This window comes from Micromonospora sp. NPDC007220, assembly GCF_040634035.1.
GTDB lineage: Bacteria > Actinomycetota > Actinomycetes > Mycobacteriales > Micromonosporaceae > Micromonospora > Micromonospora reichwaldensis.
The window spans coordinates 1,035,064-1,053,571 of the sequence record NZ_JBEYEU010000001.1; the positions used below are offsets into that span (position 1 = coordinate 1,035,064).

The 18,508-nt window shown below is 74.0% G+C and carries 16 protein-coding genes, 1 tRNA gene, 1 other RNA gene and 1 pseudogene; 15 read left to right on the plus strand and 4 right to left on the minus strand.

The window, feature by feature from the left end:
* Positions 1 to 58: 58 nt before the first annotated feature.
* From ftsX to ABZ573_RS04975, 5 genes are all read left to right on the plus strand, one after another.
* Positions 59 to 934, plus strand: coding sequence for a permease-like cell division protein FtsX (ftsX, locus tag ABZ573_RS04955; RefSeq protein ID WP_151456889.1), 876 nt, complete (start codon positions 59 to 61; stop codon positions 932 to 934).
* A gap of 135 nt (positions 935 to 1,069) precedes the next feature.
* Complete coding sequence (smpB, locus tag ABZ573_RS04960; protein ID WP_088964850.1) at positions 1,070 to 1,549, plus strand: SsrA-binding protein SmpB; 480 nt, start codon at positions 1,070 to 1,072, stop codon at positions 1,547 to 1,549.
* A 104-nt stretch (positions 1,550 to 1,653) separates the two neighbouring features.
* Positions 1,654 to 2,029, plus strand: a transfer-messenger RNA (tmRNA) gene (gene ssrA, locus ABZ573_RS04965).
* 189 nt (positions 2,030 to 2,218) lie between these two features.
* Complete coding sequence (locus ABZ573_RS04970; protein ID WP_327030555.1) at positions 2,219 to 2,689, plus strand: hypothetical protein; 471 nt, start codon at positions 2,219 to 2,221, stop codon at positions 2,687 to 2,689.
* Positions 2,690 to 2,729: 40 nt separating this feature from the next.
* The gene (locus ABZ573_RS04975; RefSeq protein WP_327030556.1) at positions 2,730 to 3,692 is read left to right on the plus strand and encodes a hypothetical protein; all 963 of its coding nucleotides are present in this window, start codon (positions 2,730 to 2,732) and stop codon (positions 3,690 to 3,692) included.
* A gap of 21 nt (positions 3,693 to 3,713) precedes the next feature.
* Here ABZ573_RS04975 and mdlC read toward each other — a convergent pair whose 3' ends face one another.
* Both mdlC and ABZ573_RS04985 read right to left on the minus strand, forming a co-directional pair.
* Positions 3,714 to 5,309, minus strand: coding sequence for a benzoylformate decarboxylase (gene mdlC, locus ABZ573_RS04980; RefSeq protein ID WP_327030557.1), 1,596 nt, complete (start codon positions 5,307 to 5,309; stop codon positions 3,714 to 3,716).
* Positions 5,310 to 5,365: 56 nt separating this feature from the next.
* Complete coding sequence (locus ABZ573_RS04985; RefSeq protein WP_358115646.1) at positions 5,366 to 6,169, minus strand: S-methyl-5'-thioadenosine phosphorylase; 804 nt, start codon at positions 6,167 to 6,169, stop codon at positions 5,366 to 5,368.
* Between the two features lie 150 nt (positions 6,170 to 6,319).
* Between ABZ573_RS04985 and ABZ573_RS04990 the strand changes: the two genes are divergently transcribed.
* Entirely contained in the window at positions 6,320 to 6,910 is a 591-nt protein-coding gene (locus tag ABZ573_RS04990) for a YqgE/AlgH family protein (protein ID WP_089001872.1), read from the plus strand.
* An 84-nt stretch (positions 6,911 to 6,994) separates the two neighbouring features.
* Positions 6,995 to 7,067, plus strand: a tRNA-Ala gene (locus ABZ573_RS04995).
* 70 nt (positions 7,068 to 7,137) lie between these two features.
* Here the strand turns inward: ABZ573_RS04995 and ABZ573_RS05000 are convergent.
* Positions 7,138 to 8,178 carry a DUF4034 domain-containing protein gene (locus tag ABZ573_RS05000; RefSeq protein WP_327030558.1) on the minus strand — a complete coding sequence of 347 codons (1,041 nt, stop codon included), beginning with the start codon at positions 8,176 to 8,178 and terminating at the stop codon, positions 7,138 to 7,140.
* A 190-nt stretch (positions 8,179 to 8,368) separates the two neighbouring features.
* Here ABZ573_RS05000 and ABZ573_RS05005 point away from each other — a divergent pair, with 190 nt between their 5' ends.
* A complete protein-coding gene (locus ABZ573_RS05005) occupies positions 8,369 to 9,310 on the plus strand; it encodes a phytanoyl-CoA dioxygenase family protein (protein ID WP_327030559.1) in 942 nt (313 codons plus the stop codon).
* Between the two features lie 12 nt (positions 9,311 to 9,322).
* Here ABZ573_RS05005 and mgrA read toward each other — a convergent pair.
* Positions 9,323 to 10,319, minus strand: a pseudogene (gene mgrA, locus ABZ573_RS05010) (L-glyceraldehyde 3-phosphate reductase).
* Between the two features lie 77 nt (positions 10,320 to 10,396).
* On the opposite strand from mgrA, the gene ABZ573_RS05015 reads away from it, so the two are divergent.
* The 7 genes from ABZ573_RS05015 to ABZ573_RS05045 all read left to right on the plus strand — a co-directional run bounded on the left by ABZ573_RS05015 (position 10,397) and on the right by ABZ573_RS05045 (position 18,483).
* A complete protein-coding gene (locus tag ABZ573_RS05015; protein ID WP_327030561.1) occupies positions 10,397 to 11,365 on the plus strand; it encodes an aldo/keto reductase in 969 nt (322 codons plus the stop codon).
* Between the two features lie 4 nt (positions 11,366 to 11,369).
* Positions 11,370 to 11,870 (plus strand): hemerythrin domain-containing protein, encoded by a 501-nt coding sequence (locus ABZ573_RS05020; RefSeq protein WP_358115652.1) that lies wholly within the window; start codon positions 11,370 to 11,372, stop codon positions 11,868 to 11,870.
* A gap of 65 nt (positions 11,871 to 11,935) precedes the next feature.
* Complete coding sequence (locus tag ABZ573_RS05025; RefSeq protein WP_327030563.1) at positions 11,936 to 13,180, plus strand: histidine kinase; 1,245 nt, start codon at positions 11,936 to 11,938, stop codon at positions 13,178 to 13,180.
* Positions 13,177 to 13,845, plus strand: a complete 669-nt coding sequence (locus ABZ573_RS05030) for a response regulator transcription factor (RefSeq protein ID WP_151455165.1) — start codon at positions 13,177 to 13,179, stop codon at positions 13,843 to 13,845. The genes ABZ573_RS05025 and ABZ573_RS05030 overlap by 4 nt, the downstream gene beginning before the upstream one ends.
* Positions 13,846 to 13,922: 77 nt before the next feature.
* Positions 13,923 to 14,999, plus strand: coding sequence for a hypothetical protein (locus ABZ573_RS05035; RefSeq protein ID WP_358115656.1), 1,077 nt, complete (start codon positions 13,923 to 13,925; stop codon positions 14,997 to 14,999).
* A gap of 71 nt (positions 15,000 to 15,070) precedes the next feature.
* Complete coding sequence (locus tag ABZ573_RS05040; protein ID WP_358115659.1) at positions 15,071 to 16,525, plus strand: magnesium chelatase; 1,455 nt, start codon at positions 15,071 to 15,073, stop codon at positions 16,523 to 16,525.
* Positions 16,526 to 16,527: 2 nt separating this feature from the next.
* Positions 16,528 to 18,483: a VWA domain-containing protein gene (locus ABZ573_RS05045; RefSeq protein WP_151455162.1), complete on the plus strand. Its 1,956-nt coding sequence runs from the start codon at positions 16,528 to 16,530 to the stop codon at positions 18,481 to 18,483.
* Positions 18,484 to 18,508: the final 25 nt, after the last annotated feature.

An 18,508-nucleotide genomic window follows, 5' to 3' on the forward strand; every position in this document is an offset into this window, starting at 1 on the left:
CCACCCCTGCGCAGCCTGACGACGAACACCTCATGCCGGAGACCCGGAGGAAATCCCGATGCGCGTGAAATACGTCCTGTCCGAGGTACTGGTCGGACTGTGGCGCAACGTGACCATGACCATCGCGATGATCATCACGATGGCGGTCTCGCTGACCATGCTCGGCGCCAGCGGTCTCATGTACCGCCAGGTCGACGACATGAAGGACCTCTACTACAAGAACATCCAGGTCTCGATCTTCCTGACACAGGAGGTGACCCCCGAGCAGCGTGAGTCCCTGGACGCGAAGCTGAAGGCCGACTCGCTGGTCAAGGAGGTCATCTTCGTCAACAAGGAGGAGGCGTACAAGCGCTTCCAGGAGATGTTCCAGGACGCTCCCGACCTGCTCAGCGCGGTCAAGGCGGACAGCCTGCCCGAGTCGTACCGGCTCACGCTGAACAATCCCGAGCAGTACAAGAACATCTACGACCAGTACAAGGACACCGAGGGCGTCGACGAGATCGTCGACCAGAGTCGCCTGCTGGACAAGATCTTCGACATCCTCACCGCGATCCAGAACATCGCCCTGGCCGCCGCGATCGTGATGGCCGTCGCCGCGCTGCTCCTGGTCGCCAACACGATCCAGGTGGCCGCGTACAGCAAGCGGCGTGAGGTCGCGGTCATGAAACTGGTCGGCGCGTCGAACTGGTTCATCCAGGCGCCGTTCGTGCTGGAGGCCGTGGTCGCCGGCCTGATCGGCTCGTTGCTGGGCCTGGTGGCCCTCATCGCGGCCAAGTACCTACTCTTCGACGGGTCGCTCCAGGCGCTGCAGGGCCTGCTCTCCCCGATCGGCTGGGGCGACATCCTGTTCATGTTCCCGCTGATGGCCGGCGTCGGCGGCCTGGTCAGCGCGGTCACCGCCTGGGTCACCCTCCGCTTCTACCTGCGGGTCTGACGCCCGTACGGCTCGACGACGGCCCTTCTGCGCCAGGAACAAACGGCGCGGGAGGGCCGTTGCCGTTCGGGTAGCATGATCTCCGCCCCGCGGCCGGTCACGTCCGGCGCGGATCACCGGAAGGGGGTGGCGCCGATGCCACGGGAAAAGGGACGCAAGGTCGTCGCCTCCAACAAGAAGGCCCGGCACGACTACGCGATCCTCGACACCTACGAGGCGGGCATGGCGTTGACCGGCACGGAGGTCAAGTCACTGCGGGCCGGGCGTGCGTCGCTGGTCGACGCGTTCGCGCAGGAGCGCAACGGCGAGCTCTACCTGCACGGGATGCACATTCCCGAGTACACGCAGGGCACCTGGACCAACCACGAGCCCCGGCGGACCCGTAAGCTGCTGCTCAACCGGCTGGAGATCGACCGGCTGATCGGCAAGACCCGCGAGGGCGGCCTGACCATGGTGCCGTTGCAGGTCTACTTCTCCGACGGCTGGGCCAAGGTGGAGATCGCCCTGGCGAAGGGCAAGAAGTCGTACGACAAGCGGCAGGACCTCGCCAAGCGGGACGCGGACCGGGAGATCGCCCGGGTCGCCGGCCGGCGTGGCAAGGGCATGGATGACTGAGGTGTCCGTCCTGTCCGGTTCGGCGCGCCCGCCGGGGGCTCGGGATGAAACCCGTTGCGGCAGGCGTTACGCTTGTCAGTGCCGCCACATCGGCGGCCTGTCGAGGGGGTGACTGGTTTCGACTTCGTACGCAGCGACAGGGGAAGCGAGCCGAGGAAGCCGACGTCGTCTCGAGAATCGGTCGTCGGAAACCAATAAGCGCCAAGAACAATCGCGCTGACTTCGCTCTCGCCGCCTGAGGCGAGTAGTGAGTCTGTCGGCCTGGGAGCGCCTTCGACCCAGTTAGCCGGCATCAGCTAGAAGGCTGGCCAATCGGACCCGGTCGCGGGGTCCGTGCGGCGAGATCAATCAGCGACTGGGCCCGTCACACCAACTTGCTCGCGTGAGCGGTGGGGCCGAGTAGAGGCACAGCGAGCTGCGCTCGGAGAAGCCCTGACAAACCGGCGAAGGACCCGGGTTCGATTCCCGGCACCTCCACCACCAGACGATGCGCCCCGGTCCACCGGACCGGGGCGCATCGTCGTGTCGGGACTGGTCGGCCTGGGGCGCCCGGGTCGCACGGGACAGGAGGGGCGGATGGGACCGATGAGGTCCGTCCCGCCTCTGGACAGGGCGGACGCGCGGGTCCACCATCGCTGTACGCGGTCAGACGCGACGCGGGAGGTGCCCATGGTCACCGGTCCGATCCAGCAGCCGCCCACCCCGCCCGGAGGGCTCCGGCCGCCCGCCGCGCGCCGGCCTCCCGGCACCCCGCCCGGAGGCCTGCACCCGCTCGCCCGGGCGCTGGCCGTCGCGCCGGCCGGACCGCGCTGGCGGGAGCGTTTCCTCGTGGGGCTCGGCCCCGTGCGACGGGGCTTCACGGAGCACGTCCGGGTCACCGAGGGGCCCGCCGGCCTCTACGCCGAGGTGCTCGGCCAGGCGCCCCGGCTGGAACGCGGGGTGCGGCTGCTGGCCCGGGAGCACGTCGCCATCACCGCCGCGCTGAGCGCCCTCCAGCAGGCGGCGGAGCTGCCGGACGCCTCGCTCGACGACCTCCTGGGTCGGGCCGCGCACCTGCTACGGGCCCTCGCCCGGCATCGGCAGCGCGGCGCGGACCTGCTCTGGGAGGCGTACGAGACGGATCTCGGCGGAGAGACCTGACCAGGGGGAACCGGCGTGGACGTACCGGCGTCCAACCCACATGCGCCGTACCGCCGCCCTGCTGGGCCTTCCGCTGTTGATGATCGTCGCCGGGTGCGCGCCGGCCGGCTCCGACCCGGCCGTCGACCCGGTCGCCTCCGACCCGCGTCAGGACGCCTTCGCCCAGCGGGCCACCGAGGTGGCCGACTCGTGGCGACCGCTTCCGGCGTGGAAGTCCGGTTACGTGCCCATGCAGGACCCGACGGTGCTCGTCGGCGACCCGGGCTTCACCGGGGAGACCAAGATGGCCTTCCTCAACGGCTGGTACCGCGACCAGGTAACAATGCCCGTCGCGCAGCCCGCCGACGGCACCATCAAGTTCCCGGACGGCACGCTGACCGTCCCGCTGGTCAGCGCCGCCACCGCGTACGGGCAGCTGGACCAGGGGGATCCGCCGCCGTGCGACGGCCGCCCCAAGGACCCCGGGACCAAGCTCCCCGGTGGTGGCCCCACCATCGAGCCGGGGCCCGACGGCCCGGTGAGCAGCAACTCGCAGACCGCCTGCGTCCCGCTGACGGTCACGGCCGTGAAGCTGGGCACCGCGCCGGTGCGCACCAGCCGGGGCGAGGCGCAGGTGCCGGCGTGGCTGTTCACCGTCGAGGAGATCACCGCGCCGGTGGCCCGGCTCGCCGTGGCGCCGCAGGCCGTCACCGCCCCGCCCGAGCCCGCCCCGCCCGCCCGCCCGGCCCCGGAGGGCCTGGTCGGCGCACAGGACGTCCAGTCCGTGAACGGCACCGAGCTGACCTGGCGGCTCGGCGTGGGCACCTGCGACACCGGGATCACCCCGATGGTGCAGGAGCGCGACGACGTCGTGGTGGTGGGCGGCAGTGTGATCCGCGCCACCGGCGTGTGCAACGCGATGCTGAAGATGGAACCGGTCACCGCCACGCTGAAGGCGCCGCTGGGCGACCGGCCGATCCTCGACGTGCTCACCGGCGCGCCGCTGCGCCTCGCGACGCGCTGACGGGAGCGACCGGGCGGCGGCTCACAGGAGCCGGGGCACCTCGGTGCTGACCGGCACCGGCAGCACCGTCGGGCCGTCGGCGCGCAGGCCGGCGGCCAGGGCGTCGCCGAGCTGCTCCGGGGTCTCCACGACGGTGGCCGTGCAGCCGTAGCCCCGGGCGATCGCGGTGATGTCCAGCCCCGGCAGGTCCAGCCCGGGCACCCCCGGGGTGTCCTTGAATTCGGCGAAGGCCTTCAGGATCGCGTACTGCTGGTTGACCGGCACCACCACGACCAGCGGCAGGCGCAGCCGCGCGGCGGTCCAGAGCGCCTGCACCGAGTAGTGGAACGAGCCGTCCCCGATCACCGCGACCACCGGCCGTCCCCGGCCGGTGTCGCGCTGCGCGAGCGCGATGCCGACCGCCGCCGGCAGGCCGTACCCGAGGCCGCCGCTGGCCATCGTGAAGTACGACCCGGGGCGGGTGGCGCGCAGCCGGCGGCGCAGCGCCGGCAGGCTGGACGGCGACTCCTGGACCAGGATCCCGTCGGCCGGCCAGTGCCGGGCCAGAGCCGCGAAGAGGGCGTCCGGGGCCAACGGCAGCCCGTCCACCGGCGGGGGCGGATCCGGGCGCGCCGGCGGCGCCGGCCGGTCCGCCGCCGGGAGCAGGTCGACCAGGGCGGCCAGGGCCAGCCCGGCGTCGGCGAGCAGGCTGTCGCCCACCGGCGCGCGGGCCGCCTCGTCCGGGTCGTCGGTGACGTGCAGCAGGCGGGCCCCGGCGGGCAGGTGGTCGCCCGGCACGTGCGGGTAGTAGCGGAAGACCGGAGCGCCGACCACCAGCACGGTGTCGTGCCCGTCCAGCGCCTCCGAGAGCGGCCCCATCGCGAACGGGAGCACCCCCCGGAAGTGCGGGTGGTCCTCGGGGAAGGCGGCCCGCTCCGGCGCGGGCGCCGACCAGACCGGCGCGGCGAGCCGCTCCGCCAGCGCCACGGCGGCGGGCCAGCCGTCGGCCCGGTCCACGGCCGCGCCGAGCACCAGCGCGGGCGCGCGGCTGGCGGCCAGCACGGCGGCGAACTCGCGCAGCCGGCGCGGGTCGGGCGCGAACCGGGTCGCCACCGTACGCACCGGCGGTGGCGGGTCGGCCGGCTGCGCCCAGTCGTCGAGGGGCAGCGAGAGGAAGACCGGCCCGGCGGGCGGCTGCACCGCCGTCGCGTACGCCCGCATCAACGCCGCCGGGACGTCCTGCGCGCGGACCGGCTCGTGGCTCCACTTCACGTACGGCTGGGGCAGTTCGGTGGCCCGCCGGCTGGCCAGCCGGGGCTCGATCAGCAGCATCTCCCGGGTCTGCTGGCCGGCGGTGACGATCAGCGGGGTGCGGTTGTGCCACGCGGTGACCAGGTTGCCCATGCCGTTGCCCGTGCCGGGCGCGGTGTGCAGGTTGACGTGCGCCGCCCCGCCGGTGGCCTGCGCGTAGCCGTCCGCCATGCCGACGGCCGACGCCTCGTGCAGGGCGAGCACGTAGTGGAAGTCGTCCGGGAAGTCGCGCAGGAACGGCTCCTCCGTGGAGCCGGGGTTGCCGAAGACCGTGGTCAGGCCGAGGGCACGGAGCAGGTCGTACGTGGTGTCGCGGACCGTAGCCATCGCCCTCAGGCTATCGGGGCGACTCGGGCTATCCGGGCCTTTCGCCGCTCCTCGCCTCAGGGGAGCGCGAAGGGCAGGGTGATGCCGTCCAGCGCGCGCCCGCAGGCGCAGTCCCGCTCGGCCGGCAGCGCGGCGACGGCCGCCAGCAGCAGGCCCCGCAGCCGGTCGGTGTTCTCCCCGAAGACCCGGAACACCTCCTCCTGCGTCACCGCGCCGCCCCCCTCCACGCCCGCGTCGAGGTCGGTGACCAGGGCGATCGAGGAGTAGCAGAGGGCCAGCTCGCGGGCCAGCACCGCCTCCGGGTGGCCGGTCATGTTGACCACCGTGCCGCCGATCGAGGCGTACCACCGCGACTCGGCACGGGTGGAGAAGCGTGGGCCCTCGACCACCACCACCGTCCCGCCGTCCACCGCGGGCACGTCCCGGCCGGCCGCGGCGGCCAGCAGCCTACGCCGGCCCGAGGGGCAGTACGGGTCGGCGAAGGAGACGTGCACCGCGCCCCGGTCGTAGTAGGTCTGCGTCCGTCCGCTGGTGCGGTCGATCAGCTGGTCGGGCACCACGAACGTGCCCGGCCCGAGATCCGGCCGCAGACCGCCCACGGCGCAGGGGGCGAGCACCTGGCGTACGCCGAGGGAGCGCAGCGCCCAGAGGTTGGCCCGGTAGGGGATCAGGTGCGGCGGGTGGCGGTGGTCCCGGCCGTGGCGGGGCAGGAACGCCACCCGCCGGCCGCTGACCTCGGCGATCGTGACGGCGTCGGACGGCGGCCCGAAGGGCGTCTCCACCACGTGCTCGGTCGCGTTGTCGAGCAACGCGTACAGCCCCGAACCGCCGATCACCGCGAGTTCCGCCGTGGGACCCATCGGCCCTCCCTCGTGTCCGCCGATCTACCGCACGTCAGACCTTAGCCACCGCCCCGGGGGCAAGCTATGGTGCCAGGCATGGCGTTCACAGCGCGGATGACACCGGTGCCCCCGGGCGTCCCGGTCCGGTCGGTCTGACGGGTGTCCGGCATGCAGGGAGAGGGGCAGGCGATCGGCGGGCGGGCGACGGGGTCGATGACCGGGCGGCTGCTGGTCGCGACGCCGGCGCTGAAGGACCCGAACTTCGACCGTACGGTGGTGCTGCTGGTGGCGCACGAGCCCGGCGGCGCCCTCGGCGTGGTGCTCAACCGGGCCACCGAGGTGCCGGTCGCCGACGTGCTCGGCGACTGGAGCGACCTGGCCCGCGACCCGGCGGTGCTCTTCGAGGGCGGCCCCGTGCAGCCCGACTCGGCGATCTGCCTGGCCCGGATGCGTCACCCGGTGCAGCGGCTCAGGGGATTCCACCAGGTCTCCGGGGCGGTCGGCACCCTCGACCTCTCCGTCGACCCGGGGCCGCTGCGGGAGGGCATCACCGGCATCCGGGTCTTCGCCGGCTACTCCGGCTGGGGCACGGGGCAGTTGGAGCAGGAGATCGAGGACGGCTCCTGGTTCGTGCTGGACGCGCTGCCCGGCGACGCCTTCGTGGACCGGCCGGACGACCTGTGGCCGATGGTGCTGCGCCGCCAGGGCGGCATGATGGCGGCGGTCGCGCACTTCCCGCCGGACGTGGCGCTCAACTGAGCCGCGGGGTGGGCCCCCGCGAGATGACCATGCGGCGGGCGCTGTGTATAGTTCTGTCGTGCCCGGGTGACCGGGACGAGGCAAGGGGCCGTGGCGCAGCTGGTAGCGCACCACACTGGCAGTGTGGGGGTCAGGGGTTCGAGTCCCCTCGGCTCCACCCTTGTTTTACAGGTCAGCGGCCTGGTCGAGAGAGATTCGACCAGGCCGCTGATTCGTTCTCCGGCCGGTCAGGCGGCGCGGCGGGCGCGGCGGCGGGCCTGCATGAAGGCGGTGTCTCCGCGTACGCCGTCCCACCAGGCCCACGGAACGCCGGTCACGTACCGGCCGATCGAGGCGAAGACCGGCGCGGCGTCGGCGTCGCGGCCGGTGCGCGCCAGCCCGTACGCCAGGATGTTCGCATCGTTCAGCCAGTCGGCGTGCCGGGTGGCCGGCTGGTGGAACCACCGGGACAGCGCGTTGTCGAGATCCGACTGCATGACCGGGTCCTGCCGCCACCGCTCGCTGACCTCACCGGCGGCGCTGTCCTGGGATGCGCGCTCCTGCTCCCACAGCGCCCACTCGGCGGCGGCCTGTACCGGCAGCACGTGCAGCGGCGAGCCCGCAGGCGCCGCGGCGGCGACCGACCGGGCGAAGCCGAACATCGCCTCGTGCGAGCCGCTCCACTTCCGGCAGTGGTAGGTCAGCTTGAGCATGTGCCCCTCCCGATGCCAGGGGTCGCGCCGGGTCAGCTCACGCCACGTCTCCTCGACGTCCTCCCGTGGCGTGCTCTGGCCGATCATCAGGTCCAACAGGTTCACGTACGGCGTGGGGTCCTCGGGTGCGAGCCGCATCGCCAGATCGTTCACCTGCCGGGCCAGTTGCAGCAGGCGGTTGAACTCGGTCCACTGCTCCGGACGGACGCTGGCGGCCCAGTCCCCGCCGCGCACCTCCCAGGCTCGTGCCATCAGGGACCGGGCACGTACGAGTTGCGCATCCGGACTGGTGGGCGTGCGCGCCGCCCAGCGGTCGGTCCAGGCGGCCGCGGTGTCGACCCGGCCGGTCGCGGGGTCGACCCGGGATCCCAGCCCACCGGCGGTCGATTCGGCCATGACGCGGACGTACCGCGCCCGACGGTCGTGGTCACCTCGGGTGGCAGCCAGAGCCTTCCGGGCGGCTTCGGCGTCGGAGCCGTACCGCGCCTGCGTGCACGCCTCGCGCAGCACGGCGTCGTCCTGCGCCAGGTTCGTATCGATCTGGCGGGTGAGCAGCCGCCACACGGTTGAGATCACAACCAAGGATGGTAGGCGTCGGCTGGCGTCCTCCTCGGGCCCGGACCTGGTCCCCCTCGGGAATAGGGGTCCTGTCGCACAAGTGAGGCGTTGTCGCCCACCGTGCCTTCTGTCACGATCGCCCCACTGGAGGCCTTTCCCCCGCCCGGTGGTTGGGCCCGATCCCGTGCGGCCAGCGAAGGAGCCGATGGTGGACCACCCCCACGCGTTGACAGCCGAGCAACTGGACCAGTTCCGGCGCGACGGGCACCTGATCCTGCGGGGCGTGCTCCCGACCGGGACGCTGGACGCGCTGCACGGCTCGTTCAGCCGCGTCGTCGACCACCTCGCCCGGCAGTGGCAGCAGCGCGGGATGATCACCGAGACCTTCGCCGACCTGCCGTACGACCAGCGCTACCTGCGCCTGATCGAGTCCAGCCAGGTCCGCGTACCGGCCGCCTGGCGGCGGATCCTGGTGGGACGGCCGGTGTACGACCTGTGGCGCACCCCCGAGCTGCTCGGCCCGGTGCGCAGCCTGCTCGGCGACGAGGTCTACGCGCACGGCGTCTGGAACGCCCGGCCGCGCGACCCCCACGGCCGCACCCAGCAGGTCGCCTGGCACCAGGACGCCTACTACTACAAGGGTTGGGACGCCTCGGTCGGGCCGCTGCTGTCGGTGTGGATCCCGCTGGTGCCCGTGGACGAGGACACCGCCTGCCTCCAGTTCGTCACCGGCTCGCACACCCGGGGCTGGATCTCCCGCGACCGCCTGCCCAACGGCGAGTACGGCACGTCGGACGAGGCCGTCGGGGACGGCCCCGTCAGCACCGCCCGGATGGAGCCCGGCGACGTGGTGATCTTCACGGACACCACGCTGCACCGCTCGACGCCCAACGTGTCGGACCGCATCCGGTGGAACATCGACATCCGGTTCGCCCCGGCGGTCGACGAGGTGGTCCGGAACTCGCCGCGCGGCTACCGCTGCTTCAGCGCCGCCGACCCGGCACAGGTCGAGTCGTTCGAGACCTGGGCCGGCCGGTACCGGTACGAGCCGGAGGACCTGCTGACGGAGCTGACGAACTTCGAGGAGGGCTACGACCTCGACGTGCTCAGGGCGTTCTCCCGCGCGTCGCCGTACGCGGACATCTACTGAGGCCGCCGCGCCTCAGCCGAGGTGGCGCTCGATCTCGGCCAGCTCCTCGGCGCCGAGGTCCAGGTCGTCCAGGGCGGCGACGTTCGCCTCCAGCTGCGGCACGCTGCTCGCCCCGATGATCACGCTGGTCATCCGCGGGTCGCGCAGCGCCCAGGCGAGCGCGAGCTGGGCCAGCGACTGGCCGCGCCGCTCGGCGATCGCGCCGAGCGCCCGGATGGTGGCCATCTTCTCCTCGCCGAGGTCGCTCTCGCTGAGGAAGACGCTGGTGCGCACCCGGGAGTCCGCCGGGATGCCGCCCAGGTAGCGGTCGGTGAGCAGGCCCTGGGCGAGCGGGCTGTAGGGCGATGCAGCCCGCGCCGACGCGCTCCAGCGTGTCCAGCAGGCCGTCGTCCTCCGTCCAGCGGTTGAGCATCGAGTACGACGGCTGGTTGATCAGCAGCGGCGTACCCAGGTCACGCAGGATCGCGGCGGCCCGCTCGGTCTGCGCGGAGTCGTAGTTGGAGACGCCGACGTAGAGCGCCTTGCCGGCCCGGACGACGGCGTCGAGGGCGCCCATCGTCTCCTCCAGCGGGGTGTCCGGGTCGAAGCGGTGCGAGTAGAAGATGTCGACGTGGTCCAGCCCGAGGCGGCGCAGCGACTGGTCCAGCGAGGAGACCAGGTACTTGCGGGAGCCCCACTCGCCGTACGGGCCGGGCCACATCAGATAGCCGGCCTTCGTGGAGACGACGAGTTCGTCCCGGTACGGCCGCAGGTCGGTGGCGAGCATCCGGCCGAAGTTCTCCTCGGCGCTGCCCGGTGGCGGTCCGTAGTTGTTGGCCAGGTCGAAGTGGGTCACGCCCAGGTCGAAGGCGCGGCGGACGACGTCGCGCTGCCGCTCGTACGGCCGGTCCGGGCCGAAGTTGTGCCACAGCCCGAGCGAGATGGCGGGCAGCCGCAGTCCGCTGCGCCCGCTGCGCCGGTAGGTCATCTGGTCGTAGCGCTCATCCGCGGCGAGGTAGGTCACGGTCACCGACCCTATCCCCGCCGGTGGCGGGCGTGCGCGGCGAACGGGCCTGCGACAACGGACTCCGGGGTAGTTTCGGGACCATGCGTTTCGTCCCGCTCGACACCCCCAAGCCCCTGTCCAAGATCGGCCTCGGCACCTGGCAGTTCGGGTCCCGGGAGTGGGGCTACGGCCCCGAGTACGAGCGCCGGGCCGCCGACATCGTCCGGCGCGCCGTCGACCTCGGCATCACCGTCTTCGACACCGCCGAGCTGTACGGCTTCGGCCGCAGCGAGCGGATCCTCGGCGAGGCGCTCGGCGACGACCGGCCGAAGGTCGTGATCGCCACCAAGATCCTGCCGATCCTGCCGGTCGCCCCGGTGGTGCAGCAGCGGGCGGTCGCCTCGGCCGCGCGGCTCGGCGTCACCCACCTCGACCTCTACCAGGTGCACCAGGCCAACCCGCTGGTCGCCGACCACACCACCATGCGCGGCATGCGCGCTTTGCAGGACGTCGGGCTGGTCGGCGAGGTCGGCGTCAGCAACTACGGCCTGCGCCGCTGGCAGGTCGCCGAGGCGGCGCTCGGCCGGCGCGTGCTCAGCAACCAGGTCCGCTACAGCATGGTCGACCGCGGGCCCGAGCACGACCTGCTGCCGTACGCGAAGCAGGCCGGCCGCGTCGTCATCGCGTACAGCCCGCTGGCCCAGGGCTTCCTCTCCGGCCGGTACGACGCGAAGAACCCGCCGAGCGGGGCGGTGCGCCGGGCCAACCCGTACTTCCTGCCGGAGAACCTGGAGCGCGGCGCGACGCTGATCGAGACCCTGCGGCAGGTGGCCGACGCGCACGACGCCACGCCCAGCCAGATCGCCCTCGCCTACCTGCTGCGCCACCCGAACGTGCTGGCCATCCCCGGCGCCTCCGGCGTGGAACAGGTCGAACGCAACGCGGCTGCCGCCGACATCGACCTGGCCGACGACGAACACGCCGCGTTGGCCCGCGCGGCGAAGGAGTTCCGCCCGATCACCGGCCTGGCGGCGGCGCCCCGCCTGCTGCGGGCCCGAGCCGGAAGGTGAGCCGATGGACGACATCACCGCGCTGATCCTCGACGACCACGCGGCCTTCCGCCGGGGCTTCGCCCGCCTCGACGACGCCCGCGACGAGCACGAGCTGCTGGCGATCTGGGACGCGCTCGCCCTGCACCTGGACGTGCACGCCGAGGCGGAGGAGGCGATCCTCTACCCGCACCTGGTGCGCCACGGCGACGACGGCGAGGCCGAGACCGTCGACGCGATCGGCGACCACAACAAGATCCGCGACGCCGTCGCCGAGTCCAAGCTGCACCCGGTGGGCTCCGACGAGTGGTGGGCGGCGGTGGGTACCGCCCGCCGGGAGAACAGCGAGCACCTCGCCGAGGAGGAGGACGAGGCGCTGCCCGACTTCCGCCGGCACGCGAGCGTCGAGCTGCGGGCCGAGCTGGGCCGCCGCTGGCTGACCTTCCACGGCGAGCACAAGAACGGCCGCGACCTGGCCTTCGCCGACAAGGACCCGCAGCGCTACGTCGACGAACACCGCCGCTGACCGGAACGTCGATCTCCCCGACGCGGGGGAGTCGCCCCGGGGCACGACCGGGACAGAATGGGCCGGTGAAGCCCCGCACGGTCCTCGCCCCGCTGACGGCCGGCAGCACCTGGCGGCGCGGCGTGTTCCTGCTGCTCGGCGGGGTGCTCGCGCTGCCGTACGCGCTGCTGGCGGTGGCCTTCGCCCAGCTGCTGACCCGGTCGGACATCCCCCGGCCGCTCGTGCTGGCGCTGCTCGGCGTCGCGGCGGTCATCGCGGCGGTCCCGGTCTTCCTCGACGGCCCCCGGGCACTGGAGATCGCCGCAGCGCGGACCCTGCTCGGCGTCGACCTGCCGGACCCGGCCCCCGGGCACGTCGCCGACCGCGAGACCCGGCTGCGCTCGGCGCTCTGGATCGGGCTGCACCTGTTCAGCGGCGGGCTGGTGGTGGCCGCCCTGTTCAGCGCCGTGCCGATGGCGCTCGCCTTCATCGGGCAGCAGTTCGGGCTCGACACCGGGATGACCGGCGGCGACCGGTTCGGGCCGCTCGACGGGCGGGACACCGGCTGGCTGACCCTCGCCGGCGTCGTCGTGCTGGTGGCGCTCGGCTACGCCGTGGCCGGGCTGGGCGCGCTGGCGGTGTCGATGGCCCCGGTGCTGCTCGGCCCGGCCCAGGCGGAACGGATCGCGGCCCTGGAGGCGCGCACGGCCCGGCTCGCCGAACGCAACCGGCTGGCCCGGGAACTGCACGACTCGGTGGGCCACGCCCTCACCGTCGCCACCCTCCAGGCAGGGGCCGCCCGCGAGCTGCTCGACCGGGACCCGGAGTTCGTCCGGCGCGCGCTGGGCGCGATCGAGGAGGCCGGGCGGACCGCCATGGACGACCTGGACCACGTGCTGGGGCTGCTCCGCGAGCCCGACGGCCGGCGGGCCGCGCCGGCGCCGCAGCGTACGCTCGCCGACCTGGACCGGCTGGTGGCCGACACCCGCGCGGCCGGCCTGCCGGTCGAGGCCCGGCGTACCGGCGACCCGGCCGACCTGCCGGCGGCGGTCTCCCGGGAGGGCTACCGGATCGTCCAGGAGGGGCTGACCAACGCGGCCCGGCACGGTCGGGGACCGGTCACGCTGCGCCTCGACGTGCACGCCGACGCGCTGGAGCTGGAACTGGACAACGCGGTGGGCCGGCGCCGCCGCGGCGACCCGGGGCGGGGCGGCCGGGGCCTGGACGGGATGCGGGAGCGGGTGCTGCTGCTCGGCGGCCGGCTGACCGTCGGGCCGGACGGCGACCGCTGGCGCATCCGGGTGCGACTGCCGTTCGAGGGGACCCCGTGACGACCGGAACCGCGACGACCACCGGCGTGCTGATCGTCGACGACGACGAGCTGATCCGGGTCGGGCTGCGGGCCATCCTCGACGCCCAGCCCGACCTGCGGGTGCTCGGCGAGGCCGCCGACGGCGCGGAGGTGCCGCCGCTGGTCGCCCGGCTGCGCCCCCGGGTGGTGCTGATGGACGTGCGGATGCCCGGCATCGACGGCATCCAGGCCACCCGGCGGCTGCTCGCCACCTCCGCCGACCCGCCCCGGGTGCTGGTGGTCACCACCTTCGCCAACGACGAGTACGTCTACGACGCGCTCCGCGCCGGAGCGAGCGGGTTCCTGCTCAAGCGGGCCCGGCCCGCCGAGGTGGTGGAGGCGGTCCGGGTGGTCGCGCGGGGCGAGTCGCTGCTCTTCCCCGCCGCCATCCGCCGCCTCGCCGGGGCGTACGGGGGGCGGGGCGCCGACCGGCTGGCGGCCGCCCGGCTCACCGACCGGGAGGCCGAGGTGCTGCGGCTGATGACCACCGGGCTGTCCAACCCGGAGATCGCCGCGCACCTGGTGGTCGGGGTGGAGACGGTGAAGACCCACGTCGGCAACGTGCTGGCCAAGCTCGGCGTCCGCGACCGCACCCAGGCGGTGATCGCGGCGTACGAGTCGGGGTTCGTCACCCCGTCGGGCTGAGCGTTCCCTCCCGAGGGGGAGCCGGTTCACCGCCGCACGGGAGGGCGGGAGAGGCCCGCCGGCCGAGGCTGGGAAGCATGACGACGACCGAAGTTCCCACCCATCGCCCGGCCCCGGGCCGGCTGGACCGGCTCGCCCCGCTGGCCGCCGGCTGGCTCGGCCTCTGGGGGCTGCTCGCCCTGGTCTCCGCCGTCACCGGTGCCGGCTACCCGTTCGGGGCGAACGATCCGGTCGACGGCGAGGCCAACCTGCTCCGGCTGGTCCCCACCGACGTCGGCGCACCGCTGTTCGCCGTGCTGCTGCTCGGCGCCGCGGTGGCCGCGCTCGCCATGACCGGCCCGGCCCGCCGCCGGGCCCGACCGCTGAACACCCTGCTGTCGGCGTACGCCTGGACGGTCGCGTTCCTGCTCGCCGTCGTCGTGCCGGACGTGAAGGTGCTGGTCATCCTCGGCTACCTCCCGATCCTGATCGTCGGCGCGCCGTTCGGCTGGCCGCCGGTGGACTACGCCGACGTGTTCACCTGGGCGCTGTTCGCGCGGTGCGCGGCCATGGTCGGCGGGGTGCTGCTGGCCGGGGCGGTGCTGCGCTGGCAGCGGCGTACCGCGGGCGCCTGCCCGACGTGCGGGCGCGACGGCGCCGACCACGGGTGGACCACGGCCGCCTCGGCGGCCCGCTGGGGGCGCGTGGCGGCCTGGACCGCGGCCACCGTTCCCGCCCTGTACGCCCTCACCCGGCTGGCCTGGGCGGTCGGCGTCCCGCTCGGCATCGAACGGTCGTTCCTCGACGAGATGCGCGAGTCCGGGCTGGTCTGGGCGGGCGCCGGGCTGGGCGGCTTCGCCCTGGTGGGCGCGGTCCTCACCCTCGGGCTGGTGCAGCGGTGGGGCGAACGGTTCCCGCGCTGGATGATCGGCCTGGCCGGGCGCCCGGTGCCGGTCCGGCTGGCCGTCGTCCCGGCGACGCTGGTGGCGGTGGCGGTCACCGCGGCGAGCCTCGGCCTGCTCGCCACCCCCGCCTTCTGGGACTTCTCCGCCGGGCTCAGCCTGGCCACCGCGCCGATGCTGCTCTGGCCGGTCTGGGGCGTCGCGCTCGGCGCCGCCACGTACGCGTACCACCTGCGCCGCCGGGGCACCTGCCGGAGCTGCGGACAGGGCTGAGGCGTACCCCCGGCGGGGGTGCCCGGTCGACGGACCGGGCGCCCCCGCTCCCGTGAGCTAGCGTTGGTCGGGTGACTGCGCCTTCCCCGGTTACCCCGGCACCTCCGGCCGACCTGCCCGGCACGCTCGGCGAGCTGCGGGCGGCCGGCCACGCGTACCGCACGGTCAAGCAGGAACTCCGCGACAACCTCCTGGCCCGGATGCGCTCCGGCGCCGACCGCTTCCCCGGCATCGTCGGCTACGACGACACGGTGCTGCCCGAGGTCGAGCGCGCCCTGCTCGCCGGGCACGACATGGTGCTGCTGGGCGAGCGGGGCCAGGGCAAGACCCGGCTCATCCGCTCGCTCGTCGGCCTGCTCGACGAGTGGACCCCGGTGATCGCCGGCTCGGTGCTCAACGAGCATCCGCTGCACCCGCTCACCCCCGGCTCGCGGGCGCTGGTCGCCGAGGCCGGCGACGACCTGCCGGTGGCGTGGCTGCACCGCTCGATGCGCTACGGCGAGAAGCTGGCCACCCCGGACACCAGCGTCGGCGACCTGATCGGCGACGTCGACCCGATCCGGATCGCCCAGGGGCGCACGCTCGGCGACCCGGAGACCATCCACTTCGGCCTCGTACCGCGTACCAACCGGGGCATCTTCGCTGTCAACGAGCTGCCCGACCTGGCCGAGCGGATCCAGGTCGCGCTGCTCAACGTGCTGGAGGAGCGGGACATCCAGGTCCGCGGCTACCAGCTGCGGCTGCCGCTGGACCTGTTCCTGGTGGCCAGCGCCAACCCGGAGGACTACACCAACCGGGGCCGGATCATCACCCCGCTGAAGGACCGCTTCGGCGCCGAGGTGCGTACCCACTACCCGGTCGACCTCGACCTGGAGCTGGCCCTGATCCGGCAGGAGGCCGACCTGGTCGCCGAGGTGCCGGAGCACGTGCTGGAGGTCCTGGCGCGGTTCGCCCGCGCGGTGCGCGAGTCGCCGTCGGTGGACCCGCGTTCGGGAGTCTCCGCCCGGTTCGCCATCGCCGCCGCCGAGACGGTCGCCGCCACCGCGCTGCGCCGCGCCGGCCTGCTGGCGGCCACGGAGCCGGCTGACGGGGTACGCCCGGAGGCGGCGGTCGCGCGGGTGGGGGACGCGGTGTCGGTGACCAGCACCCTGCGCGGCAAGGTCGAGTTCGAGAGCGGCGAGGAGGGCCGGGAGGTCGAGATCCTCGGCCACCTGCTGCGGACCGCGACCGCCGAGACGGTCCGGGCCCGGCTGGCGGGGCTGGACCTCTCCGGGTTCACCGCCCTCGTCGACGAGGACGCCGTCATCGAGACCGGCGAGCTGGTCGGCTCCGCCGAGCTGCTGCGCCAGGTGGGCACCGTGCCCGGCCTGGCCAAGGCGCTGGACCGGCTCGGGTTGGGCGACGCGCCCACCCCGGAGCAGGTCGCGGCCGGCGTGGAGTTCGTCCTGGAAGGGCTGCACCTGACCCGCCGGCTCGGCAAGGACGTCACCGACTCCGGCCGGACCCGCTACGGCGGCCGGGCCTGAGCATGGCCGGCGACCGGTTCCGGTACGGGCAGTGGCGGGGCGGCCCCGACCCGCTCGCGCCTCCGTACGACGTGCGGGGGGCGGTGGACGCCGTCGGCGCCGAGGTGCTGGCCGGCGGCAGCCTCCGGGAGGCGCTGCGGGACCTGCTGCGGCAGGGGCCCCAGGGGCGCGGCGGCCTCGACGACCTCGCCGCCCGGGCCAGGCGGCTGCGCCGGGAGGCGTTGCGCCGGGGCGACCTGGACGGGGCGGTCACCCGGGCCCGGGCCCTGCTCGACCAGGCGCTCGCCGCCGAGCGGGACGAGCTGCGCGGGCGCGACGGCGACGACGCGCGGTTCGCCGAGGCGGTGCTGGACAACCTGCCCCGCTCGACGGCCCGCGCCGTGGAGGAGCTGACCGGGTACCGGTGGAGCAGCGACGAGGCCCGCCGGACGTACCAGCGGATCCTCGACGGGCTGCGCGACGACGTGCTCGGTCAGCGCTTCGCCGGGCTGCGCGACGCGGTGCGCGCCTCGGCGGACCCGGCCGCGCAGCAGCGGCTGGCCGAGATGATGCGCGACCTCAACGACCTGCTGGCCCGGCACGCCCGGTCGGAGGACACCACCGACGCCTTCGCCGAGTTCATGCGCCGGCACGGCGCGTTCTTCCCCGAGCAGCCGGCCGACGTCGACGAACTGGTCGACGTGCTGGCCCGGCGCTCCGCCGCCGGTGAGCGGCTGATGCGCTCGCTCTCCGACCGCCAGCGCGAGGAGCTGGCCGGCCTGATGCGGCAGTCGCTCGGCGACCGGCTCGCCGGGGAGCTGTCCGCGCTGGACGCCAACCTCCGGGCGCTCCGCCCCGACCTGCACCGGGGCCCGGGCGAGCGGGTGCGGGGCGAGCGGCCCCTCGGCTACGGCGAGGCCGCCGGCGCGCTCGGCGAGATCGCCGAGTTGGACGAGCTGCTGGACCAGCTCGACCAGGAGCATGCGGGCGCCACCCTGGACGACGTCGACGTCGACGCGGTGGCCCGGACGCTGGGCCGCGACGCCGCCGACGACGTACGCCGGCTGCGGGAGCTGGAGCGGGAGCTGCGCCGGCAGGGTTGGGTGAGCCGGGACGCCGACGGGCTGACCCTGAGCCCGAAGGCGCTGCGCCGGCTCGGCGGCACGGCGCTGCGGCGGGTCTTCGCGGACCTGACGGCCGGGCCGCGCGGCCAGCACGACCTGCGCTCGGCGGGCGCCGCCGGCGAGGTCAGCGGCGGATCGAGGCCGTGGGAGTACGGCGACGAGCAGCCCCTGGACGTGGTGCGGACGCTGACCCGGGCGGTCCGCCGCGCCGGCTCCGGTGTGCCGGTCCAGCTGGCCGTCGAGGACTTCGAGGTGGTGGAGACCGAGCGGCGGGCCTCGGCGGCGGTGGTGCTCTGCGTCGACCTCTCCTACTCGATGATCTCCCAGGGCCGGTGGGGCCCGATGAAGCAGACGGCGCTGGCGCTGGCGCACCTGATGGCCACCCGGTTCCCCCAGGACGCGTTGCAGATCGTCGGCTTCGGTCTGGAGGCGCTGCCGCTGACCCAGCAGGAACTGGCCGCCGTCGAGCCGGACCTGCGGCAGGGCACGAACCTCCAGCACGCGCTGCGGCTGGCCGCCCGGCACCTGCGGCGGCACCCGGACGCCGAGCCGGTGGTGCTGGTGGTCACCGACGGGGAGCCGACCGCCCACCTGGACCCGGACGACGGGGAGGCGCTGTTCCACTGGCCGCCGCTGCCGGAGACGATCGCGGCGACCGTGGGCGAGGTGGACCGGCTCACCCGCTACGGTGCCACGCTCAACCTGTTCATGCTCGGCGATGATCCCGGCCTGCGCCGCTTCGTCGACGCCGTGGCCCGCCGCTCGAAGGGCCGCATGTTCACTCCCGACCTGGAGGATCTCGGCGAGTACGTGGTCTCCGACTACCTCCGCACCCGGCAACCCCGCCGTCGCTGACCTGGCGGATTCGACGGGCCCCTTC

Excerpts from the sequence above, each read along its gene's own strand:
- ABZ573_RS04990 (WP_089001872.1), top strand. The coding sequence starts at position 6,320 with ATGCAGGGAGAGGGGCAGGCGATCGGCGGGCGGGCGACGGGGTCGATG.
- smpB (WP_088964850.1), top strand. The coding sequence starts at position 1,070 with ATGCCACGGGAAAAGGGACGCAAGGTCGTCGCCTCCAACAAGAAGGCC.
- ABZ573_RS04985 (WP_358115646.1), bottom strand. The coding sequence starts at position 6,169 with ATGGGTCCCACGGCGGAACTCGCGGTGATCGGCGGTTCGGGGCTGTAC.
- ABZ573_RS05035 (WP_358115656.1), top strand. The coding sequence starts at position 13,923 with ATGACGACGACCGAAGTTCCCACCCATCGCCCGGCCCCGGGCCGGCTG.
- ABZ573_RS04975 (WP_327030556.1), top strand. The coding sequence starts at position 2,730 with ATGCGCCGTACCGCCGCCCTGCTGGGCCTTCCGCTGTTGATGATCGTC.
- ABZ573_RS05015 (WP_327030561.1), top strand. The coding sequence starts at position 10,397 with ATGCGTTTCGTCCCGCTCGACACCCCCAAGCCCCTGTCCAAGATCGGC.
- ABZ573_RS05045 (WP_151455162.1), top strand. The coding sequence starts at position 16,528 with ATGGCCGGCGACCGGTTCCGGTACGGGCAGTGGCGGGGCGGCCCCGAC.
- mdlC (WP_327030557.1), bottom strand. The coding sequence starts at position 5,309 with ATGGCTACGGTCCGCGACACCACGTACGACCTGCTCCGTGCCCTCGGC.
- ABZ573_RS04970 (WP_327030555.1), top strand. The coding sequence starts at position 2,219 with ATGGTCACCGGTCCGATCCAGCAGCCGCCCACCCCGCCCGGAGGGCTC.
- ABZ573_RS05020 (WP_358115652.1), top strand. The coding sequence starts at position 11,370 with ATGGACGACATCACCGCGCTGATCCTCGACGACCACGCGGCCTTCCGC.
- ftsX (WP_151456889.1), top strand. The coding sequence starts at position 59 with ATGCGCGTGAAATACGTCCTGTCCGAGGTACTGGTCGGACTGTGGCGC.